Origin of the sequence: Paraburkholderia sp. BL6669N2 (assembly GCF_003387275.1) — a bacterium.
GTDB lineage: Bacteria > Pseudomonadota > Gammaproteobacteria > Burkholderiales > Burkholderiaceae > Paraburkholderia.
The window spans coordinates 2,977,637-2,996,635 of record NZ_QUNA01000002.1 but is presented as its reverse complement, the minus strand read 5'-3'; the positions used below and the strand labels follow the sequence as shown (position 1 = coordinate 2,996,635).

General features: G+C 58.5%; 14 protein-coding genes and 1 pseudogene. 7 read left to right on the top strand and 8 right to left on the bottom strand.

Going from position 1 to position 18,999, the window contains the following annotated elements; translation table 11 throughout:
* Positions 1–42 precede the first annotated feature (42 nt).
* Entirely contained in the window at positions 43–1,572 is a 1,530-nt protein-coding gene (locus tag B0G80_RS35880) for a CYTH and CHAD domain-containing protein (protein WP_116122470.1), read from the top strand.
* Positions 1,573–1,641: 69 nt separating this feature from the next.
* Here the strand turns inward: B0G80_RS35880 and B0G80_RS35875 are convergent, their stop codons facing one another.
* Positions 1,642–1,989: a hypothetical protein gene (locus B0G80_RS35875; RefSeq protein WP_116123849.1), complete on the bottom strand. Its 348-nt coding sequence runs from the start codon at positions 1,987–1,989 to the stop codon at positions 1,642–1,644.
* Between the two features lie 527 nt (positions 1,990–2,516).
* On the opposite strand from B0G80_RS35875, the gene B0G80_RS35870 reads away from it, so the two are divergent.
* Positions 2,517–5,234 carry a tetratricopeptide repeat protein gene (locus B0G80_RS35870; RefSeq protein ID WP_181920137.1) on the top strand — a complete coding sequence of 906 codons (2,718 nt, stop codon included), beginning with the start codon at positions 2,517–2,519 and terminating at the stop codon, positions 5,232–5,234.
* A gap of 366 nt (positions 5,235–5,600) precedes the next feature.
* On the opposite strand, the gene tnpC is transcribed toward B0G80_RS35870, so the two are convergent.
* The 5 genes from tnpC to B0G80_RS47490 all read right to left on the bottom strand — a co-directional run bounded on the left by tnpC (position 5,601) and on the right by B0G80_RS47490 (position 10,209).
* Positions 5,601–7,181, bottom strand: coding sequence for an IS66 family transposase (gene tnpC / locus B0G80_RS35865; protein WP_116122468.1), 1,581 nt, complete (start codon positions 7,179–7,181; stop codon positions 5,601–5,603).
* Positions 7,182–7,211: 30 nt separating this feature from the next.
* A complete protein-coding gene (gene tnpB, locus B0G80_RS35860) occupies positions 7,212–7,568 on the bottom strand; it encodes an IS66 family insertion sequence element accessory protein TnpB (RefSeq protein ID WP_181920136.1) in 357 nt (118 codons plus the stop codon).
* Positions 7,544–8,077 (bottom strand): transposase, encoded by a 534-nt coding sequence (locus tag B0G80_RS35855; protein WP_116122466.1) that lies wholly within the window; start codon positions 8,075–8,077, stop codon positions 7,544–7,546. The genes tnpB and B0G80_RS35855 overlap by 25 nt, the downstream gene beginning before the upstream one ends.
* A gap of 357 nt (positions 8,078–8,434) precedes the next feature.
* Positions 8,435–9,262 carry a hypothetical protein gene (locus tag B0G80_RS47495; protein WP_258879147.1) on the bottom strand — a complete coding sequence of 276 codons (828 nt, stop codon included), beginning with the start codon at positions 9,260–9,262 and terminating at the stop codon, positions 8,435–8,437.
* Positions 9,202–10,209 carry a hypothetical protein gene (locus B0G80_RS47490; protein ID WP_258879146.1) on the bottom strand — a complete coding sequence of 336 codons (1,008 nt, stop codon included), beginning with the start codon at positions 10,207–10,209 and terminating at the stop codon, positions 9,202–9,204. Before B0G80_RS47490 ends, B0G80_RS47495 begins: the two co-directional genes overlap by 61 nt.
* Positions 10,210–10,345: 136 nt before the next feature.
* On the opposite strand from B0G80_RS47490, the gene B0G80_RS35845 reads away from it, so the two are divergent.
* The gene (locus B0G80_RS35845) at positions 10,346–12,544 is read left to right on the top strand and encodes an ATP-dependent RecD-like DNA helicase (protein ID WP_116122465.1); all 2,199 of its coding nucleotides are present in this window, start codon (positions 10,346–10,348) and stop codon (positions 12,542–12,544) included.
* 52 nt (positions 12,545–12,596) lie between these two features.
* A complete protein-coding gene (locus B0G80_RS35840; RefSeq protein WP_116122464.1) occupies positions 12,597–12,788 on the top strand; it encodes a hypothetical protein in 192 nt (63 codons plus the stop codon).
* 216 nt (positions 12,789–13,004) lie between these two features.
* On the opposite strand, the gene B0G80_RS35835 is transcribed toward B0G80_RS35840, so the two are convergent.
* The gene (locus B0G80_RS35835) at positions 13,005–13,766 is read right to left on the bottom strand and encodes a hypothetical protein (RefSeq protein WP_147309962.1); all 762 of its coding nucleotides are present in this window, start codon (positions 13,764–13,766) and stop codon (positions 13,005–13,007) included.
* Between the two features lie 610 nt (positions 13,767–14,376).
* On the opposite strand from B0G80_RS35835, the gene B0G80_RS35830 reads away from it, so the two are divergent.
* Positions 14,377–14,844: a lecithin retinol acyltransferase family protein gene (locus B0G80_RS35830; RefSeq protein WP_181920135.1), complete on the top strand. Its 468-nt coding sequence runs from the start codon at positions 14,377–14,379 to the stop codon at positions 14,842–14,844.
* Here B0G80_RS35830 and B0G80_RS35825 read toward each other — a convergent pair.
* A complete protein-coding gene (locus B0G80_RS35825) occupies positions 14,789–15,142 on the bottom strand; it encodes a hypothetical protein (protein WP_147309961.1) in 354 nt (117 codons plus the stop codon). The genes B0G80_RS35830 and B0G80_RS35825 overlap by 56 nt on opposite strands.
* A 34-nt stretch (positions 15,143–15,176) precedes the next feature.
* On the opposite strand from B0G80_RS35825, the pseudogene B0G80_RS48320 reads away from it, so the two are divergent.
* Together B0G80_RS48320 and B0G80_RS48315 are read left to right on the top strand one after the other, a co-directional pair.
* Positions 15,177–15,827: pseudogene (locus B0G80_RS48320) on the top strand (caspase domain-containing protein); the annotation flags it as partial.
* 801 nt (positions 15,828–16,628) lie between these two features.
* Entirely contained in the window at positions 16,629–18,041 is a 1,413-nt protein-coding gene (locus B0G80_RS48315; protein ID WP_408969479.1) for an NACHT domain-containing protein, read from the top strand.
* Positions 18,042–18,999 lie beyond the last annotated feature (958 nt).

Below are 18,999 nucleotides of genomic sequence, written 5' to 3'. Positions count from 1 at the left end.
TTCCGTATAGCCTGATAGTGAGGTACGGAAATCGGAGGCGGTATGGAAAGAGAGCTAAAGCTGCGAGTACCGATCGAAGATTTCGACAAATTGCGTCGGGCGCCCGTGCTCGCGCAAGCGGAAAGCGCGGCCAATGCCCCCCAGCTATTGACAAGCACGTATTTCGATACGCCCGAGCTTGCCTTCCACTGGTGCAAGGCTTCGCTGCGCGTGCGTGCCGTCGGCAACGAGCGACTTCAGACGTTGAAACTGGAAGGATCGGTGCAGGCGGGCCTGTTCGACAGGGACGAGTTTGAGATGCCGGTCGATAGCGACACGCCCGATCTGAAACTGCTGCGGGACCAGATACCCGCTGATACCGACTGCGGCGGGTTGATCCGTGACGAGGCTGCTGCCGCCCGCTTGCAGCCTGTATTTGTCACGCGGATCACGCGATCCACTATTCCGCTGCGCTTACCGTCTGGAGACGAACTCGAAGTTGCGCTCGACGAAGGGACGATTGACGCGGACTCCGGCTCGGTGCAAATCGCGGCTGTTGAGCTGGAACTGAAACACGGCCAGCCAGAGAGCCTGTACGGCACCGCGCTTGAGTTGCTGGAAATCGTGCCACTGCGCATAGACCATCTCAGCAAGGCCGATCGCGGCTACGAATTGCTCGTCGCGGGGCAAAGCGACGCGGTCAAGGCCCAACCGGTGCATCTGAACAAGCGCGATTCAGTCGAGGACGCATTCTGCAGTATCGCGCGCAACTGTCTGGTTCAGGTCAACGCGAACGAACGTGGCGTTGTGTCCGGCCACGATCCGTCGAGCGTCCATCAGATGCGCGTGGGGCTCCGTCGGCTGCGTTCGGCCCTCGACCTGTTTGCAAAGGTGATTCCGGCTTATCCCGCCCTCGACGAGGAACTGCGGTGGATCGCATCGGAGCTCGGCGCCGCGCGTGATTGGGAAGTACTCGCAGGATCGACGCTTGAACATGCGGGGGCGAACGGAGACGCCGATGAAATCCTGCCTGTCCAGCGGGCGTGCGAGCGGATCGCCGCAAACAACCGACAGCGGGCGGCGGCCGCAGTCGAGTCGGTTCGCTATACCCGGCTGGTTCTCCGACTCGCGCTCTGGTTAAACCGAAAGGGCTGGCAAGACGGGATGTCCGACAAGCAGCGCGAGGCGATTGGCAGGCCCGTCGGGCAATTCGCCGCGCAAGTCGTGCGCCGCCGACACACGAAACTGGCCAAACGTGGGAAGCGGCTCGCCGATCTCGACGATCACCGTCGCCACCGCGCCCGCATTGCCGCCAAGAAAGTACGATACGCGACCGAGTTTTTTGCGTCGCTGTTTGCGAGGAGCGCCGTCCGGCATTATGTCGGCGCGTTGACCGAGCTCCAGGATGATCTGGGCTGGCGCAACGATGCCGTTGTCGCCGACCAGCTTCTGAAGCTGCTGCCACGAGCATCGCCCGAAGCGGCCCCGGGTGCGGCCTTCGCGCGAGGTTATCTTGCTTCGCGCGTCGCCGCCGATCATCCGACATTGAAGAAGCGGTGGAAACGTTTCAGGCGCGTTTCGCCACCGAACTGAGCAAGTCTGTGACTCAAGGAAAAACTTCGCTCCCGGCTTGAGGAACGCTTTCGACAGGAAGAGGCTTGCTCAATCTTCCTTTGGTCGTTGCCGTGACTTCTTGCCACTGGTCGCGTCGTCCGTCTCGCGCAGCGCCGCGTTTGCCGTGACCAACAATGCCGCATCGTGATCCCGCAGCACTGCGTCGACTGTGTCGAAGGCCTCTTTTAGAGCTTTTTTCCCAAGCTTCGTTGTATTGCCGCCTTCCGAGATGGCATCAGCTTCCTTCTTCAGCCGCTTGACGAGTTTGGCAGCAAACCGGCTATCGAGCATTCTGTTCTGAACGAACTCCTTGATCTGTATTGTCAATGCCACTAACGCCTGTTCATTTGTTTCATTCGAATCGCTGGCATCGTCAGAAAACGATTTCTTGCCCATCAACATTCCCCAAAGAATATCTACTCTCGGCGAGCAGCTGCGAAGAGAAAGCGTAAAGTTGCGAATCGGATGCCCAAGAGTACCACCCTCATGGATTCGAGCGCTCGCTGCCTCAGTTTGTGTCCGCCTCGTCCCTCGACGAATCCATGAAACTGAAGATCACTAGTCACGCGCCCCCGGCGTTCACCCAGCAAGTAGGTGGGAGTTTCCCTAAGGGCGATAACGGCCCGACTTCGGTCGTTCGGTCTTGAGCAGGCCGAAAGTCCGTTTTGGGTCGCAATGCGCCAAATGGGTCGGCCCGGTGGGCGGCGATCTCCAAAACTTCCACCGCAAACTGCAATAACGGCCTGACGGTTCGCCTTAGTTTTCACGGAGGAACGCAATCGAACGTTATGCTTTTCACCAAACGTTCGTTTTCGGGACTGGTAGAAGGATCGGCGGGGTCTTCCTAAATAATGGGGGTTGCCTTTATTTCGGGTCGGTCTATGGTTGAGTGCGGTCCCCACATTCGGGACGGCCCAGGGGGAATGATGCCTTCCGAGAAACAACCAGAAGAGCGGATCACTCAGGCTGTGAAGGACAAATCCGCGGTTCCTGCGCAGTCTGCGCAGGAACTGCCGGACCCTTGGAAGTCTTTTCAAGGCTGGGTATGGAAGCGGTTTGGTTGGCCTGGACTGGCTATCGTGCTGGCCTGTGCGCTCGGCTGGTCACAATGGGACCGCATTGCCAAGCTACCCGGGATCGAATTCCTCGTCGCCAAAATCGACCAAAAGCTCACAGAGAAATCGCTACCCAAGGCCGAGCCAGGACGATTCAACGTCGCTATCGCACACCTCGAAGGCGACGAAGACCACTCCCTGGAGGGACGAATCCGCGCCTCGCTCGTTGACAAGTTCCCGATCGTTAACACGATGCCGTTCGATCGGTTGATTGCGCCTGAACGAGGCGAACTCGAAGGCCACGAGCGCGCGCAAGCGATGCTCAAAAACTCGGGTTTTGATGTGATGGTGTGGGGCGAGTGCCTAAAGGAAGTAAAAGATGGCAAATGCCTAGCCAGGCTTCACTTGACCATTTCTCGAGACGAGCGGAAGACGATTACCGCAGGGCGCTATCAGACGACCACGGAGGATATGAACCTCCCGCCCTTATTCTGGCAAGATCTAACCGACGTGCTCGGCCTACTCGTCGCAACCAGCGCGGCTGATTTCGATGCCTATGAGGGGCGATACCAGGCGAACAAACTTTCTCCCTTTATTCAGCGCGTACGGCAGCTGTTGCGAGGCAGTCAAGCCGACCAATGGAACGCGAACGCGCGTGCGAACGTGCAGTTCATTCTCGGCAACGCGCTCGCAACTTTCGGCGATCAATCGGGGAGATACGACTCGTTGCAGGAAGCCGTGATAGCCTACCGCGAGGTGCTGAGGACCTACACCCGTGAGAAGACGCCGCTCGAATGGGCGGCTACCCAGAACAACCTCGGTGCCGCGCTTGATACGCTCGGGCGACACGAATCGACTCCGACGCGAACGCAGGAAGCGGTAATTGCCTTTCGCGAGGCGCTCAAGGAGCGCAGCCGCGCGAAGGCACCTCTTGAGTGGGCGACCACGCTGGCCAATCTCGGAAACGCGCTCGAGGCGCTGGGGGAACGCGAGTCAGATCCGGCAAAGCTGCGGGAAGCGGAGATGACCATTCGCGAGGCGCTCAAGGAGCTTACTCGCGAGAAGGCGCCCCTCGCTTGGGCGATGACGCTCAACAACCTCGGCGTCACACTCGCGGCGCTCGGGGAGCACGAAGCTGATTCCGCGCGGCTGCTGGAAGCTGTGACCGCCTATCGGGAGGCGCTCCAAGAGCGCACCCGCGAGAAATTGCCGCTTGATTGGGCAACTACGCAGAACAACCTTGGCGTAGTGCTCGAGGCTCTTGGGGCACATGAGTCGGACACTGCGCGCCTGCAGGAAGCGGTGACGGCCTATCGCGAGGCGCTCAAGGAGTACATCCGCGAGACGATGCCGCTCGATTGGGCGAGGACGCAGGCCAACCTAGGAGTTGCGCTCATGCGGCTCGGGGAACGCGAGTCGGATCCTGCAAAGCTGCAGGAAGCTGTGATTGCCCTTCGCGAGGCGCTCACGGAGCGCACCCGGGAGAAGGTGCCAGTGGATTGGGCGATGACGCAGAATAACCTCGGCAACGCGCTCCAGACGCTTGGTACGCGCGATTCGGACCCGGCGCGGCTGCAAGAAGCAGTGGTGGCCTACCGCGAGGCACTCAAGGAGCGCACGCGCGACAAGGCGCCGCTCGATTGGGCGTTGACGCAGAACAACCTCGGCACAGCACTTGTGAGGCTTGGGGAACGCGAGTCGGACCCGGCGCGGATGCAGGAGGCAGTGATGGCCTACCGCGAGGCACTTAAGGAATATACCCGCGACAAGGCGTCCCTGGATTGGGCGTGGACGCAGAACAACCTCGGCAGCGCGTTAGAGACGTTCGGTAGACGCGAAGCCGACCCGGCGCGGCTAAAGGAGGCGGTGACTGCCCATCGCGAGGCGCTCAAGGAATACACCCGCGAGAAGATGCCGCTCGATTGGGCGATGACACAGAATAACCTCGGCATCGCACTCGCGGCGCTCGGGGACCGCGAGGCCGACCCGGCGCGACTTAAGGAGGCAGTGACGGCCTACCGCGAGGCACTCAAGGAGCGAACCCGGGAGAAGATGCCACTCGATTGGGCTATGACGCAGAATAACCTCGGCATCGCGCTCGGGGCACTCGGGGAGCGCGAGTCAGACCCGGCGCGGCTGCGGGAAGCGGTGATCGCTTGCCGCGAGGCGCTCAAGGAGCGCAGCCGAGAAAAGGTACCGCTCGATTGGGCGGCGACGCAGAATAACCTCGGCCTCGTGCTTACAGCGCTCGGCGCGAGCGAGTCAGGCCAGTCAGGCCTATCGCTGCTGCAGGAAGCGGTGAGCTCGTTTCGCGAGGCACTCGAAGAGCGCACCCGCGAGCAGGTGCCCCTTGATTGGGCATTGACGCAGAACAACCTCGGCACAGCACTTATGACGCTTGGGGAACGCGAGTCAGAGCGGGTGCGACTCGAGGACGCTGCGAACGCTTACCAAGCTGCACTTATCGTGTTTCAAGCTGCGAAGGCCGACTTGTACACTCAAATGGCTAAACAAGGCTTGCAGCGCGTCCAAGAGGCAATAAATCAACAGAAAGAACGAAATGTAGCGAGCGGCAAAGGCAACTAAATGGGGAAACCCTGCGTCGGACCTCATGACAGGAGTGGCCCAGTCGTTCGTGAATTCCTGACGCGCGTTGGTCGCATAGCGCACGGCGCCGCCGAACAGTTCCGGTCCGCTCGTCGGCTGGTTCGCCACCGTCATGCCGGTATCTGCGAATCGCGCGATTTCGCTGATCAGCGAGCCGACGAAGTCGCCTTGGAGCGAGGTCAAAAGCGACGGCCTCCACGGCCTACGACCGCCAGTGGCTTCGCAAAGCGCAACCCGCTTGACCGGAGGGCACCGTCTCGTGGGGCTTTGTTTTAGAGTATGCGGTCCACGAACGACGCCACTCAGAGGTGCTCTGAGGCGTAAATTGTGTGGTAGTGAGAAGGGTCAGCGGAGATTGGCGGGCATCTTCCACGGCAACAGCGCGTCGTAGTCGTCGGCGGTCTTCGCCAGTGGCAGACGTTGGAACAGCCAGCTGAGATAGCAGTATGGGTCGATGCCGTTGGCTTTTGCTGACTCGACCAGCGAATAAAGATTCGCACTCGCATGTGCGCCAGCAACTGTATCGGCAAACAGGAAGCTTTTGCGTGCGACAACAAACGGGCGAATGGAATTCTCGCAGGGATTGTTCGATATGGGCCAGTTGCCGTTCTCGACGTAACGGATCAGCTTGGGCCACTGCCCATGCAGATAGGCCAGCGCCTTGCCGAGTAAGCTTTGCGGCACGACGCCGGGCAACTGTTCAAGCATCAGCTTTTCGATGGCATCGAGTACGCGCGCACTGTATCGTCGTCGCAATCGCTGTCGTCGTTCAGCCGGCCACGTTTCACTGCGCGACTCCGCCGCGAACAGCTTGCCGATCAGTTTGATGAAGCGTGTGGCGAGCAGACCGGGCGAGCGGGCCGCCTTGGGCACGTTATCTTCGGCCTTGACCAGATACCGTCTTGCATGAGCCCAGCATCCGAGATGCACGAGCTGATACTGTTGCGCGATGCCGTTGTACGGCTCGTATCCGTCGGTCATCAGAACCGCACCCTTGCGAATGCCGGCGAACAGTTTGTCGGCCAGCTTCGCGCCGCGACCAGCCGTATAGGCGAAACAGCGGATGGGCGTTCCCGATCCGGTCATTTGCGCCCAGAGATAGCTTTTCGTTTGCGGCTTGCGCCCTTCTTCCTTCAGGACCTGGAACGTCGTCTCGTCGCAGTAGATCACGTCCGCATCGAGCAACGCGTCGCGCATCAGGTTGATAACGGGCTGCGTTGCGAGACCGATGCGGACCATGCTCGCGGCGAGCGTGTTCGACGAGATGTCGCCACCGAAGCGTCGCAGCAGGCCAGCCTGACGATAGATCGGCATGCCGAACTGATACTTGCCGGTGGCGACCCACGCGAGTGCCGATTCCGTGAGCAGCCCACGCGGGATGATGCGCGCTGGCGCGGGCGTAACCTTGATGCCGAGGTCGCAGCACGGACAGGCATATTTGACGCGCTGGTGCTGGATGACGCGAACCTGCTCGGGGATCACGTCGAGCTGCTCGCTCGTTTCGACGCCGATCTCGACGAGCGCGTGTCCGTCGTGGTTGCAGAAGCGTTCGGCTTCGGGAAGCTCGTGCCGAACGACTTCGCGCGGCAGACTGGGATCGAGCGGCTTGCGATGACCGCGCTTCTTGCGCGTGTGCGCTGCGATCGTGGTTTCGGGAGTATCTTCCTGCGCGGGTGTTGCGTTCGTGCCGAGCACTTCGGCTTCATTGAACAGACCGGGCTGATCCGATGCGCGAGCTTCGCTCTTCGCGCCGAACAGCTCGCGCCGGTAAGCGCGCAGTCGTTCCTCGGCCAGGTCGCGCTCCGCAGTCACGAGACGCAGTGCGCTGCGTAACCCGTCACGCTCTGACTGAAGGGCGTCATGCTCCTCGCGTATCGCGAGGAGCGCCCTGAGTTCGTCAGCGTCGATGGTCACGTTGATCGGCATGCCACTTAGACCGGCACGCCGATGCCGTGTTCAACTCACGCGAGCATAGTGGCGTTTCGGATGCCGCTGAAGAGCAGCGATGTCGGCACCTTCGAGAAGCCAGTGCAGCAGATCGACAGTCAACGTCACGACTTCGGTTTTGCTGTCAGGCCAGACGAAGCGATCATTGGCCTCGAGTCTCTTGAGCATCAGCCAGAAACCATTGTGCTGCCAGCCCAGGATCTTGACGCGATCGCATCGCCGGTTGGTAAAAACGTAGAGCGAGGAATCCATCGGATTCAGGCGCATCGCCTGTTCGACGAGAATCGACAGACTGTTCATTCCGTACCGGAAGTCGACGGGATCGCGGTGCAGGTATACCGTCAGCTTTGCGTCGAACCGGAACACGGCATCCTCCCGAACATCTGGACCACAGTGCTCAGTTCGTCGATGCTTGCTGCACTGAGATCGAGCTCCACGCCGTTCGACAGACATACATGCAGTGAGAGTGTCATCGGCGGTGCCGGAGATACGGGTGGTGGCAGCAGTGCCGGTGGTAGCGACACGACAGGAACAAATGCAGAGGAGGATTCTGCCGGCGTGGGCCGCTTACGTGAATCCGGCATATCGATGGCGTTGCCATCCATCACTTCGACTGCGGGTGGTGATGGGGCGCGCTCGTCGGCGTCGTCCTTCAGCGATGCCAATGAGATGCCTTTCTCACGTTCCATCAGGTACTTCGTGGTCCATTTGCGCAGCAGGTTGGCGTTGATCCCATGCTCCTGTGCCAGACGGGCTACCGACACGCCCGGGCGCAATGCAGCCTCGACCAGCGCGCGCTTACCGTCCTCGTCATAGCGACGGCGCCCGTCGCGGCTTAGACGAACTACTCTTAACTCTGAGTCATTGCCAGCCATAGGTGTCCACCTCCACGTAGGTGGACACCTATGCTCCTCGCTCATGCCGCCAGCCGATAGACGTCGAAGATGGACCGCTTACGTTTTAGAAGTTGATTTCGACCTGTCAACCGTGTTCGCCGATGCCAAAAATAGCGTGAGCTCCCAAAGGCCAGAGTCGGCCAGTTGCGGCCATTGGCGTGCGCTATCGCCCGGACATTCGAACGTCAGCTCCGCCCAGTCAACGGACCTTCGCGCATCGACAGTGACAGGTACCGTGACGGGAACGCCGCTTTCGAAAAAAGGCGACGTTCGCGGATTTCGCTGAGCGCCCTTTAGTCAACATCTGCCGCATCTGTTCCGCCTCACGGTCGGGCTTCAGGTTGCCATGCCAAAACCCAGAACGCGAATTAAAGTGCGGAATTTTTCTTCGTTTTCCAGACGGACCACCAGTTGTCGATCGCCGGCGCGCAAACACAGACCGATTGCTTCCTTACGCGTGGCGATCATGGTGGCGATTTCCTCATTCTCACAATCGATCAGCAATGCGGTGCCCGAGATTTTCAGCGCCTTGCCCTGCTTCCCCGTGATCCTGATGAAGGACTCTACCGTTTCTGGCAGGGGCTGATCTTCCCGGGTCTGCAGAAACGCTCGAAGTTCGGCAATGTCGCGTCCTTTTTCAATCGCTCCGACGGCCTTTTGACGGTTCAGCCGCCAACTCCTGTCCGTTGCCTCTACAGCCCAGGTATCCAGCGTCAGCGATTCTTCCGTCGACAGGTTTCCGCCGACGACATTGACCTGTAAACCGGGCAACACAGAAAGCTTGACGCTCGGCTGGATCGGAGCGGGCGTGTAATCATCAGCCAGTCCGAGGCACCAGGCACCCAGCGGCGTCACGCGAAAGTAGATCAGGCCGTCGTAGCGGCTAAGGAATTCCAGATCGTCCGTCCCCCACAGGTCGCCAAAGTCGTTACGCGCGCCAGTTGGTTCAACGTAGGCGACATCAATGATGCCAAGGGCGGCGGCGTATTCGAACAGGACGCAGAGCAGATAGCGGAACTGCAGAATTTCCCAGCTATGGTAGCCATCGTGGCCCAGGCTGCCATATTGCTGGTGGCTGATATAAAGCTTCCACGGGTTGTGCGTCACGTCAAACGTGCGACCTGTCGCCTGCATGAACCGGGAAATGTCATCAGCATCGACCATGCTCCGACCGGGCAGAGCTGCAGCATTTCATTGATAGCGGCGCGCCGCGGCGCTGCGGCGGTCATGACGCGACCTTTCGATTTCTGTCCCTTGATGACGTCGACGCGGCTGAACTCGTCAAACAGACTGGACTTGAGCCATTTGTTCCAGATCGCGCTCAATACGCTGGCTGGGGAGGAAGCCAAAGCTTTCCGCCCTGCCGTGCTCAAAGCCAGTTTGCTGCCGTTCCGTTGCAGCAGGCCGGCCGCCTGAAGCAGCAGCGGCCACGAGAACGCCTTGATCGGGCCGATTTCCTGATCCCATCGATCCTGCTTTGGTTTATCGGCATAGAAATCACCGCCAGCGAGGTTCTCCGTCAACAGGCGCAGCGTGGCTGAGCCTGGCAGCGATGTCTTGTCGCTGACCTGGATCTTGCCCTGATCCGTCAGACGCAGCAGAACCGACAGATCCACCATTGCATCGCGCTCGGTGTGTCGCACCGTCAGCCGGTTTTCACCGATCTCCTCCGGAAGCGTTTCGATTGTGCTCAGTCTGACGGGCTCGGGTTTGGGCACGAAGGCTTTTAATCGCTCGAGCAGATCACTGGGCAGGCTGTAACCCCCATCCTGGTAGTACAAAAAAAGGCCCAACGCCGTCGGCGATCCATAATCCGAATAGTGGCGGCCATTCTCCTTGATCGTGAAATCGGGCAACCGTCCGTATTTCGCCCGGAACCGGTTTCCATCAAAGAGGCGGTCCAGGGCGTACGCAGTTTCCGCCACCGCCATACGCTGGATGTCGTCCAGACGATCCCAGAGTGCGCGCAGTCCGTCCCCAGCGAGACTTCGCAGGATTGCCCCGACCAGCAGGTCTTTCCTGCCAGTGGGAGAGGCATCAGGAAGCCAGCGCATCAGCGATTTCAGCTGGTCGACGGTGAGGCGGGGGAGCACTTCGTTCAACGTGTTCATTGGCAAAAATTGGTGTGCCTGTCAGGAAAGATGACCAGCATTATCTTCGACATCTCCGGCCCGCTTGCCTTGTTACACGGTAGGATTCCGATCCTGTCAGCATTGCAGTAGCGATACAACAAGCCGCGCCTCATTCATGTCACCAAGTCCACCCAACGCCGCGCCCAGGCCCGAACCGGATCGCCTCGCGGGACTCGTCGAGCGCGTCACGTTCCACAACGCCGATAGCGGATTCTGCGTCCTGCGGTTGAAGGTCAAGGGCGAGCGTGAACTCATCACCCTGGTCGGGCACACCCCGACGGTAGCGCCAGGCGAGTACGCCTCGGCGTCGGGTACATGGGTCACGGATCGCGAGCACGGCAGACAGTTCAAGGCGGTCTTCGTCAGGATTTCGCCACCGAACACGTTGACCGGCATCGAACGCTACCTCGGCTCCGGGATGGTCAAGGGTATCGGTCCGGTATACGCCGGCCGGCTGGTCAAGGCCTTCGGCGCCGCCGTATTCGACATCATCGAGCAAACGCCCGCGCGGCTGCGAGAGGTCGATGGAATCGGGGAAGTTCGTGCCAGAAAGATCACATCGGGCTGGGCTGACCAGAAGATCATTCGCGAGATCATGGTCTTCCTGCATGGCAATGGCGTTTCGACGTCCCGCGCCGTGCGGATTTTCAAGACCTATGGCCAGGACGCCATCGCTATCGTCGCGGAAAATCCCTATCGGTTGGCCCGGGACATTCGCGGCATCGGGTTCCTGTCGGCCGATACCATCGCGCAGAAGATCGGTATCGCACGTGATTCCCCGCTGCGTGCGCGGGCCGGCGTCTCTTACGCATTGTCAGAAGCAGCCGGGGAAGGTCACTGTGGCTTGCCACGGAGCCAGCTCGTGTCGCTTGCCGTGAAGCTGCTCGAAATCCCGCAACCCATCATCGAGGATGCGATCGACCAGGAACTGGCAGAGGAAATCGTGATCGCCGATACCGTTGACGGCGTTCCGAGCGTTTTCCTCGCGCAGCTGTACAACGCCGAGCGCTCCATCGTTTCAGAGGTGAAGCGCCTGAAGTCTGGATCCCCGCCATGGACCGCATTTGACGCCGACAAGGCCATTCCGTGGGTTGAGCAAAAACTCGCGATCCAACTTGCCGATAGCCAGAAGCAGGCGATCCGCCTCGCCCTTTCGTCAAAGCTGCTGGTCATCACCGGCGGCCCCGGTGTGGGAAAGACCACGCTGGTCAATTCTATACTGACGATCCTGCGTGCAAAACAGGTGAAGGCGCTGTTGTGCGCGCCAACCGGGCGGGCGGCCAAGCGACTGTCCGAATCGACCGGGCTAGAGGCGAAGACGATCCACCGGCTGCTTGAAGTCAATCCAGCCAATGGGCAATTCAAGCGCAACGAGGAGTCGCCGCTCGAATGTGATCTGCTGGTGGCCGACGAGTGCTCGATGGTCGACGTGCCGCTGGCGAACCAGTTGCTCAAGGCGGTGGCGAGCGCCACTGCGGTGATCTTCGTCGGGGACGTGGATCAGCTGCCGTCCGTTGGCCCCGGTCAGGTTCTCGCGGATCTGATCGAGTCGGGCGCGGTGCCTGTCGTCCGCTTGACCGAGGTGTTCCGGCAGGCCGCCACGTCGCGCATCGTCCGGAGCGCCCACCAGATCAATCAGGGGCTGTTCCCGTCACTGCCGGAAAAAGGCGAAGAGTCGGATTTCTATTTCGTGCCGGCCGACGATCCTGAAGCGGTTGCCCAAACCGTCGTAGACCTGGTCAAGACCCGGCTGCCCAGAAAATTCCAGCTGGACCCGGTGCGCGATATTCAGGTGCTGTGCCCGATGAACCGCAGCCTCACCGGTGCTCGCGGCATCAACCAGATGTTGCAGGAAGCACTGAACCCGCCGGGCGAACACAGTATCGAGAAGTTTGGCTATCGCTTCAGTGTCGCCGACAAGGTCATGCAGATTGAGAACAACTACGACAAGGACGTCTACAACGGCGACATCGGATTTGTGACCCACATCGACGCTGAAGAGCAGGAGCTCACAGCGACCTTTGATGAGCACATCGTAACCTACGCATTTGGCGAACTGGATGAGCTGGTGCTGTGTTACGCGACAACCATCCACAAGTCCCAGGGATCGGAATATCCGGTTGTGGTGATTCCCGTCTCGACGCAGCACTATATGATGCTCAAGCGGAACCTGATCTACACCGGCATCACGCGCGGCAAGCGCCTCGTTGTACTGGTCGGGCAAAAGCGTGCACTGGCGATCGCGGTCAAGGGCAAGCAAACGGAACGTCGCTGGTCGAAGCTCGCGGAATGGTTACGCGGCGTCCCTGGGTAGCGCGCTGATAAAATGTGGCGCAGAAGCATCGCCCTCGAAGGACAGGACAGTCATGGATTATCGTGTCAGCTACGAACACAGCCTGAAGAATGCGCCGGACGAATTTATCGTCCGTGTCCCTTCGCAGCTCGTGGAAGATATACCGTCTAATGTGCCGCGCGCGCTCCTGCCGGAATTCATTGCCGACCTGATCCTGAAGCGCTCGGCGCAGATCGGGAAAATCCGGTATGTCCGGATTCTCTGACGAAAACATTCAGCTAACTTACAGTCGGGAGCGTGTCGGCTTGGAGGTCTGGCTTCCTATGCTGGGTCGGCGCGCGTCAGACATGTGGGGCAGCAGCCGGCCACTTTCGGTCGTTCATTGTCGGGGAGCGGAGACGTTCGGACGGCTCGCCGACGCAGACAACGGCCGTTCACCGCGTCAATCCTTTCGCTGATTCGTTACACGAAAGTTTTCCCTTCACCATGCCGGGCATTTCCCGATTTGTCGGTCCATGAAGCGACTTGCAGTTTCTTGCCAATAACGGCTCAGCGATTCCAGCCCGTGCCAACCGTTAGCATCATTTGGTTGGGAAAAACCGAGTTCTCTAACAAGCTCAGGCGAATCGATCGCGATCCGAGCGGTATAAACAAAATTGTAACCACAACGCGCAACGCTCTCAACGTAGTCCAATTCGGAATCACTTTTTCCGTCAAATGCCGCATATGCAGGCGCAACTAGAGCAGCCTTGAGAAAAGCGCTCATTGCGCCCAAACGAGAGTAAACCGCCAAGTATTCTTTCGACCACGGAACGTTTTCTCTTACCAAGGGGCCGATTATTGCATCGCCTTCCGTGGTGAATACTGAGTTCAAGGTGATGAACGCCTCGTCAAGGCGAGTTCTCAACTCCGCCTGGTTCGGCGCATGTGCTTGCTTTCCGAGGACATAAAGTCGGGAACGAATCTCGAGTTGATTGATCGCGAGTAGAACATGATCGATCGCCTGGTTTGCGCGGACAAACTCCACGCGCACATTTTCTGCCTTCTCCACGCGCCCCTGGATCCATCGCCCGACTCCGGCCGTCATTGCAAATCCCAAAACGAGTAAAGTAAGCGGATGCCGCACAAACGTGTCGAGCATACTCCCCAGGTTTTGTGCCCGCCGCGACATGCGAAACTGCCTTACCCGAACAACACGGATAACCGTCTTGCGTCGTGCATCGGACCACAAAGGCTTTTTCATAGGAACTCCGACAGCATGAGTAGCCACGCATTACGGCAAGCCCGTTTGGACGAACGGTGAGCCGTTCGTTCGTCGGCACCTCCAGTGCCCGCCCGGCTCGCCGACGCTTAAGGAAAGATAGCAGTTGGCAAGGCGCACTACTCGCACATATTGAGCACATCATGGCCGAGCCTACGTGGGTAGCCGCGACGACACGTTGTTGTCGACTAGGGCCGCGGTCGACCGTTGTATCTGCATCAAGCGACGTACGGCCAATCGAATGTCGAACGACCGAGAGAGGTCGAGTACTGAAGACCGCCGCGCGGACGCAGCGCCCGATCGGTTATTTGACCAGTGAACGTCGGAAGCCGGCCAGCTTCAGCCGCTCACGATCGCCGCAGCCTAGACATCCAAATGTCTAATCGGGCACGACAAACCGCCATTCGACTCGGTAGCACCCGACGATCCGCAGGGTTGCGCGCCTTTCCATCGGATGCTTCTCGGCACACCTGCGACAAACGGCGACGGAGACGTATCAGAAGATCGCACTCAAAGGGTCACGAAGGCTCTAAAGATTTCCGGGCATCGGTCGATAAAGAAGATATCTACAATTAGATTCAGCGATCAAGTCATGTCCATCTGGGATTCAATTGCAGACGCATTCGGCGGCATCAAAGACGCAGTAGAGACCTTCCCCGAGATCATGAAGGACCCGTACGCCGTATCGATCGGGCACGTAAAGACGCCGAAGCTCTCGATGACAAAGACGCTTTCGAAGGGTGCAGTGATCAAGGTGAGCCGCTGCCTCGGGCTATACGACCATTACGGCATCTACATTTCGGATTCCGCCGTCGTGCACTTCAGCAACGACGAGAAAGGGACAGGCGAGCTATCAAGCAACGCTAACCGGATTATTAAAGGGACGCTTAAAGAGTTTATGGACGGCGCGCAGTTTTTCCTTCCCAAACGGATGAGTGGGGCAACCGAGGGTGGTTTGGCGTGGAATCGTTTGAAACGCACTGGCACGGTGCGGCCGCACGCGCTTATAGCTTTTCGACGAGCAACGTTACCGGTCGACCCGACTGCAGTGCGGTCTTGAGCACTTCGTCTGTCACTTCTGAATCCTCGTTTGCGGCTTCGTCGCCTTCGAGCTTCAACCGATATGAGCTCTTCTTCTGACCTTTCCAAAAATTGATAACATTGATCAATGTGCTGATCGAGCTGACTGCCAGACTTGCGATCGCTAGGCCGACGGCAAGATCCATCTTGGCACCTTGCACCGAGACAGTGTTCAAGCTGACAGTTACGCCGTGTTCCTCCAGTTTTTCGCCGAGCTCACGAAGATCAGCGGAAACTTGAGAGGTGAAGCCGCCACTCAGGGATATACGCAGGGCCATTGTGCAACTCACTTTAAAGTAGAAGACGAAACATATGGTCAGTAGAGCACTCTTCGCCGCAAACGCCAAGTCCGGCCCGGAATTGACACAAGGTAAAAACGACTGTCAGAAGATTTACTCAATTCTGGCGGATCCGCAATACGGTGGCCATGACGAAGCCCTATCGGCGCCCGTGGTGCAGGATTGTGCGACGGAAGAAGAGTTTCTTGGTCACATCTCGAAGTTCTTCAAACTGTCGGCTACCGCTGATCAGCGAATAGTGTACTTCACCGGCCACGGGCGTGTGAAGGATGGCGAGTACGGGTTCGTGTTTAACGGGGGAGACGACTTTGTCGCATTCAGCGCTTTAATTGCGCTCCTGAAAGGGAAGGGCCGCGCAAAGACGCTGTTTATTCTGGACACATGCCATAGCGGCGCAGCAGACCTTGGTGGCCTTAAGAGCGACGACCCGCTGCACATTCCTGCCTCCACTGGTTCCTGCGTCTTTGCGTCCTCAAAAGACATCGAGCTGAGCCATGAAGACCCCGATCTAGGCAGTCTTTTCACACACTACTTATGCCAGTGTGTAACGAGTGGAAACGGCGGTCAGGCGACGACGAACGGGTTGATTACCATTCCTGATGCGGCCGCCTACGTCCGCAAATGCTTCAACGAAGCCACCAAACATAACGCCGGACTGCAGACTCCTCGCTACAGTATTAAAAACGAGGAGGGGGTGGCATGGATTGCAAAAAACGTCTCCGGCTCGGTTCCGAACGGCGCGGCAGCGAATCCTGGGTCTCCCGACTCTGACAGGCTGCGATTTGCATCCGTCGGAGCCACCATCGAGGACTTGGACGAGGATCTGCTGAAACGATACGCCGACAGCTATCTTGGCACCGGGTGGGGAAGGTTGGCCGACATCATCCGCGAGCTGGATTTGTTCGTCTCGTCAGGTGCGAGTGAGCCGAATGATGCAGCGGTAATTTGCTTCGGACGCCGCCCTGAACGGTTTTTTCCAGAAGTATCGTCAATGTTTTCCCAAGGCGACAGAACATCGTTGACGCTCGAGCGCGCACCGGTCGAGGGCCCTCTGATCAGCCAGTTTGACGCCCTCGTGCGGTTGACGCTTGCGCATTTGAGAACGATTGCTTCGTTTCACAACACGGCCTTACGCGAAGACGAATACGAGATACCTGCACAGGTTATCCGGGAAGTGATATCGAATGCGCTCGCGCATCGGGACTTTTTCGCGGTGGGGCGAGTGCACGTACATGTTGATGAAAAATACGTCGACGTTACAAATCCGGGGCATTTCCCCGAGGGCCACTCCTGGGAAAGCCTGCTCGAAGATCCTGGCTTGTCCCTGACGCCGAATCGAAGAGTCGCGAACCACCTGCAGCGGGTCGGCAGCTACGATGGAATTGGGCGAGGATTTTACAGGTTGCGGGAGTACCGTGAGTCGCGGGGAGAAACCTCGGTCATCTTCACTCAGAAGGGCGATATCGTGCGTTGCCGCTTGTTGCGTCCCTCATTGAAGGCGCCAGCCAGCGCAGATCTTGCGGAAGAATCACTCGACACGAAACTCGTCCGGTACGTTGAGAGTCGGAATGCCGCGCTGACGCAGACGCCTGGCTTTCTCGGAAAGTCAGTATTCGAGAGGTTTGTTGAGCCTTCGCTTAGTGGAGACGATGGCGGACCGATTGATTATGAACAATTTCTTCGCATAGTCAGTGAACCCGGAAAAAACATCCTGCTCACGGGTTCGGCAGGCGTAGGGAAGAGCTGGCTGCTTCAGAAGTGTGCGATTGACCTAACGTCTACACACGTCGATCAATCGATCCTGCTGCATCTGTATGTTCCGCTGCGCGAGCTTCGCCAAGATCTGCCATTACTGATATCCGTCGCTCGCTCCACGGGACTTGAGTCCGGCACGATCGAATATGCGTTGAAGAAGCACAATCTCGTATTGCTCTTTGATGGCATGGACGAGATCGCGAACGATCGCGAACGCTCAGCGTTTCTCTACAAGCTAGCCGAACTGCAAAGGACGAACGCCAAAATTGCGGCGGTCATTTCAACTCGCCCAACCGGGGACAAACTTCGAGAGCTTGAGGGGTATTCAATGGTCACGTTGAACGAATGGTCAAGTGACCGCGCGCTGGCCTACATCCATAAAAATGCAAACGAGAGCGTGACGGATGATGCGAAACGCCTGATGGAGTATGACCCGGACTACTTCCGCAGTCCCATCATGCTATCGCTGTTTCTTCAGGTCATCTCGCATCATGGGGCGGTTCCTTCAAGTCCCGATGAGCTTTACGATGCGGTCGTCGATACACTAATGTACCGCCACGACCAGTCAAAACACGGGTTTCAACGCGAATCGGTTCTACCGCGCTCCGAAATGCGACCACTCTTGGGGATGGTCGCCTTGATGACGCTGTTGACCGACCAGCAGGGGTTCCGACATGACGAGTTTGAAAAAATTGTTGATCGATCGATCAACATCGTCGTGCATGGACACGGGGTTCATGCCAGATCGATAATTCGGGAATGGGTAAGTTGTGGCCTGATTCTGGCTGATCACGATCGCCTGCAATTTATCCACCGCGCTCTCCAAGAGCACCTGTCCGCACAAGGTGCGGTCCTTTTAAGAATAGGAGAGGACGCGTTTGCTGGCGTCCTGGTCCGAATTGTTCGTGCACAAGGAGATCCTCGCCTTGCCGCGAATCTAGCAAAAGCTTGGATGAGTTCCGCAGCACAGGGAAACCGGTTGCTGGCTGCTCTGCACTCGGCGAGTGAAGGGAATGAACCCTCGACCGTGTCCGCGCTTGAGGACGCATCGCGGTTGATCACGGAGGAGATAGCTGGTCGCGCACGGGATTCTGATGACATGCGAATCTTCGGGGACATATGACTACCTGATGCTGCATACAGGCATTCAGAATTTCGCAAACTCCGCGACGCTGCTTGCGGTTGCAACCGTTTCTTCGAAAATGCGTTGAACTGGTACGGCGGGCGTTGGCAATATCCTAGAACTGCTGAATTCCCACCCCGCAATGTCGGATGCGCGCAAGCAGAGAATCCAAAGGCAGATCGATTGGCGTAACGGCCGGCTGCAGATGGCAGGTAAGCTCGGGCGTTCGGGCATTTCTTCGTTATGTGTATATTCCAATAACATCAATTCTGGGAAGAAGACGTGACTGAAATACTTGGAAGGGGAGGATTGCGTGGACCTCTAAAGGATACTCATTTGCTCAGCGACTCTAGAATCCCATCTGGGGCTTCAATGCGCCATGCGAAGGTCTAACGTCTCGAGCGCCCCCAACAGAGACATTCGTCGCGCGATGAGGCAAATGTCTAAAGGGTCGAGAACGGTCTGACTGGAAACTGGCGGCGTGGGCTATGGCGTAGGCCGTCGCGCAAAGGCTTATCTGCCGGGAGCGAGATACTGCTGCATCACGGGAGAATGGGCCGCAGGCGATCCGGCGGCTGTTGCGGGTGCAACCATGGGTCAGATGTAAAGTTGCTTTGGCGGCAGCAGTGTATCAGTGCGCTGCCGTTTACTCGCGCGATCTGCCGTTCTCGGCCAAGAAGCGTCACTGGCTGGTGTACGGGCTGAGCCATTCGGGTGTCGGCTGGGCTTCAACAGCGGTCGCTCATTGTACGCCGTCGATCCAGGATGGGGCCGGGTTCGGCCTACTACTTATGACGTTGGCCGGTGGTCCTTGTCGTCCACAGATCTCACATGTTCGACTTCCACCTGCGCTGACCACATCCTGCCGACCAAGGTCTGCGGACTGGACTCTCGTGGCATCGGAGCGCAATCTGAGCCGGAAGGGTCGAAGCATCTGCTACAGTCAGTTCGAAATATC

Coding starts and splice junctions, on each gene's coding strand:
- B0G80_RS35880 (WP_116122470.1), top strand. CDS start 43: ATGGAAAGAGAGCTAAAGCTGCGAGTACCGATCGAAGATTTCGACAAA.
- B0G80_RS47490 (WP_258879146.1), bottom strand. CDS start 10,209: ATGAACACGTTGAACGAAGTGCTCCCCCGCCTCACCGTCGACCAGCTG.
- B0G80_RS35835 (WP_147309962.1), bottom strand. CDS start 13,766: ATGAAAAAGCCTTTGTGGTCCGATGCACGACGCAAGACGGTTATCCGT.
- B0G80_RS35855 (WP_116122466.1), bottom strand. CDS start 8,077: ATGGCTGGCAATGACTCAGAGTTAAGAGTAGTTCGTCTAAGCCGCGAC.
- B0G80_RS35875 (WP_116123849.1), bottom strand. CDS start 1,989: ATGGGCAAGAAATCGTTTTCTGACGATGCCAGCGATTCGAATGAAACA.
- B0G80_RS35870 (WP_181920137.1), top strand. CDS start 2,517: ATGATGCCTTCCGAGAAACAACCAGAAGAGCGGATCACTCAGGCTGTG.
- B0G80_RS35830 (WP_181920135.1), top strand. CDS start 14,377: ATGTCCATCTGGGATTCAATTGCAGACGCATTCGGCGGCATCAAAGAC.
- B0G80_RS35840 (WP_116122464.1), top strand. CDS start 12,597: ATGGATTATCGTGTCAGCTACGAACACAGCCTGAAGAATGCGCCGGAC.
- tnpC (WP_116122468.1), bottom strand. CDS start 7,181: ATGCCGATCAACGTGACCATCGACGCTGACGAACTCAGGGCGCTCCTC.
- B0G80_RS35845 (WP_116122465.1), top strand. CDS start 10,346: ATGTCACCAAGTCCACCCAACGCCGCGCCCAGGCCCGAACCGGATCGC.
- B0G80_RS47495 (WP_258879147.1), bottom strand. CDS start 9,262: ATGGTCGATGCTGATGACATTTCCCGGTTCATGCAGGCGACAGGTCGC.
- B0G80_RS35825 (WP_147309961.1), bottom strand. CDS start 15,142: ATGGCCCTGCGTATATCCCTGAGTGGCGGCTTCACCTCTCAAGTTTCC.